Origin of the sequence: Xenorhabdus bovienii (assembly GCF_024721015.1) — a bacterium.
In the GTDB taxonomy this organism is placed as follows: Bacteria; Pseudomonadota; Gammaproteobacteria; order Enterobacterales; family Enterobacteriaceae; genus Xenorhabdus; species Xenorhabdus bovienii.
Genome location: NZ_JANAIF010000164.1, coordinates 1 through 2,528, shown reverse-complemented (window position 1 = coordinate 2,528; position 2,528 = coordinate 1). Strand labels below are relative to the sequence as shown.

The window sequence follows — 2,528 nt, the reverse complement described above, 5'->3', positions numbered from 1 at the left end:
TAAAGGTATTTCCACTGACCTTTGATTTTGATGTCGGTTTCATCCATGCGCCAGCGACGCCCCACAGGACGTTTATGTCGACGAAAAGCCTTACCCAGCAATGGTGTTCTGATAACCCAGCGATACAGTGTGGAATGGTCGACGGTTATCCCCCGCTCAGCCATCATCTCTTCGAGATTGCGCTGGCTTAGCGCATAAGATAGGTACCCGCGGACACACTGAGCGATGATATCAACGGGATAATGTAAACGTTTGAAGGCTTTTCGTATCAACGACATTGACGACACCTTTATCAACAAATAAGTGAGATATTACATTACCAAGGCTTTGCTTATTGCAACAGAACCCTTTGAAATCCATTGGGTATAGAGAACTGTTTAAAAAAACAACCTAAATGAGGAAGCTTAATATGAGTAGCGTAAGTATAAAATTCAGTGATGGACGTAATGACGTTGTTGGTGTTGATAATGCCAATGCAATTCTGCGTGAAGTTGGCGTGCGGATTAGTTTGGTATCTATCCCAGAAGAAGCTAAACCTATTATCAAAGTATCAAAAACCCGTGCAACTAACGATGAAGAGAAGAAAAAACTTATTTCCATCTTTAATTTAAACCGCGCAGATTTTCTGGAGCAAATCCGGCTTGCTGGGCGAACTCCAGCAGTTAATCGCGGTGGCTATTTATCTACTACAGAAGTAGATGTTCCCCCTTATCCAAAAGTTTACGATATGAAAGAAATGACAGATGAAATGAAAAAGTACGTACTGAGTAAATTTGGTCGACTGCATGTAAATTCTTCTGAAGATGGCTCCGGAATTGACGAAGTAATGACTGTGATTTCAGGCGGCCCATTAAATTAGTTCTTTGTTCTGAACAATGGAGTGACTGCTAACGTGTTAGTTAATGAAGTTGGACCAAACGATCAGGCTATACGCCTCAGCTATCCGGGATTGGGCCCTCATGGTGGTTTCATTAATGCGGATCAAGGTTTACTGGTGGCATACGCACATGGTCCGGAAACATTTGTGATGCGTTATGAGGATCCCAGCGTAGCCCATTCAGAAATGCTGAATACCAATCCTTGGATGGACTTTTCGGGTGACAGGCCGAAACTATTAGATAAAGTAAAATAAATTCGAGCGGCTATTTAAGTCCCAGTTTAAATAAAACCTGTTTTCCGATATGACTGACAGAATTCGGAAAAAAACACACAAAATATTTGCTTATTTATGATATAAAACAAGATATTATATCTGTAATTTTGCCAATAATCTGCGGCCGCCTGTGTGCGGCCTATTGAGAAAAATTTATTCTGAAGATTCCTTCACTGTCGTACAAGAAATAGAATCGCATTATCAATGTATAAATAAATTTCTATATTTCTAATTTAGTAGAAATATGCATGCGTTGCCGTAATAGCATTTACAATCTAATCTGCATTATAAAACAAGCGATGAACAGCCCGGAACACATTCCCCACCCGACACCATCAGGGCCGAGAGAAAACTGCGAGAGCCACCATGCAAGTGGAAGCCCGATCCTCCAATAACTCACTCCAGAAATAATAACTGTAATTTGAGCATCCTTCAAAGTACGGAGAAGTCCACATACCATTGTTTGCCAACCATCCAGCAGGCACAGTAGGGGGTTCTGTCGCATTAAAGGGAGATCAGGTAATTATGTGACCTTTTGCAGAGTGAGCCGTGTCTTTAATTCGAAAAACCTTCAAACGTTTACATTATCCCGTTGATATCATCGCTCAGTGTGTCCGCGGGTACCTATCTTATGCGCTAAGCCTGCGCAATCTCGAAGAGATGATGGCTGAGCGGGGGATAACCGTCGACCATTCCACTCTGTATCGCTGGGTTATCCGGCTTACCCCATTGCTGGGTAAAGCTTTTCGTCGACATAAACGTCCTGTGGGTCGTCGCTGGCGCATGGACGAAACCTCTATAAAAATCAAAGGACAATGAAAATATTTGTACTGAGCAGTCGATACGGCCGGGCAAACTATCGACTTCCTGCTGACGGCCAAGCGGGATGCTCCCGCCGCGTTGCGCTTCTTTCGCAAGGCGATCCGCCATCACGGTGAGCCTGAGGTCGTGACCCTTGATAAAAGTGGGGCGAATACCACTGCACTGGCGACGCTCAACGCCGATAGACCCAAAGAGGAAACCCTCACTATCCGACAGAGTAAATACCTGAACAACTGAGTGGAGCAAGATCACCGCAATATCAAACGTCGGATACGGCCGATGTTAAGCTTTAAATCGTTTCGCCGGGCCCAAACGATTTTAGCGGGGATAGAGCGCGTTTCGATGCGACGTAAAAGACAATACTCACAATCAGAAGATAAGGCATTATCACCGACAGAAATGTTTTACCGATTAGCTGCATAAAATACAACCAACCCCACATTGACTCAGATTTTCTCTGTTAATGCGACAGAACCACGCCATTGCCCTTTGATTTTGATATCAGTTTCATCCCTTCGCCACCGACGCCCAACGGCGGGCTTGCTCCGCCGAT

At 44.2% G+C, this 2,528-nt stretch carries 3 protein-coding genes and 2 pseudogenes; 3 read left to right on the top strand and 2 right to left on the bottom strand.

Annotated features, from left to right (window positions below; translation table 11 throughout):
- Nucleotides 1-278, bottom strand: a 278-nt coding sequence (locus NXS07_RS19445) for a transposase family protein (protein WP_498063302.1), incomplete at its 3' end; no start/stop codon positions are given.
- A gap of 131 nt (nucleotides 279-409) precedes the next feature.
- On the opposite strand from NXS07_RS19445, the gene NXS07_RS19440 reads away from it, so the two are divergent.
- The 3 genes and pseudogenes from NXS07_RS19440 (at nucleotide 410) to NXS07_RS19430 (ending at nucleotide 2,398) form a co-directional block, all read left to right on the top strand.
- The gene (locus tag NXS07_RS19440) at nucleotides 410-859 is read left to right on the top strand and encodes a hypothetical protein (RefSeq protein ID WP_258087454.1); all 450 of its coding nucleotides are present in this window, start codon (nucleotides 410-412) and stop codon (nucleotides 857-859) included.
- A 33-nt stretch (nucleotides 860-892) separates the two neighbouring features.
- Nucleotides 893-1,132, top strand: coding sequence for a hypothetical protein (locus NXS07_RS19435; RefSeq protein WP_258087453.1), 240 nt, complete (start codon nucleotides 893-895; stop codon nucleotides 1,130-1,132).
- Nucleotides 1,133-1,702: 570 nt separating this feature from the next.
- Nucleotides 1,703-2,398, top strand: a pseudogene (locus NXS07_RS19430) (IS6 family transposase).
- Between the two features lie 56 nt (nucleotides 2,399-2,454).
- On the opposite strand, the pseudogene NXS07_RS19425 reads toward NXS07_RS19430, so the two are convergent.
- Nucleotides 2,455-2,528, bottom strand: a pseudogene (locus tag NXS07_RS19425) (IS6 family transposase); the annotation flags it as partial.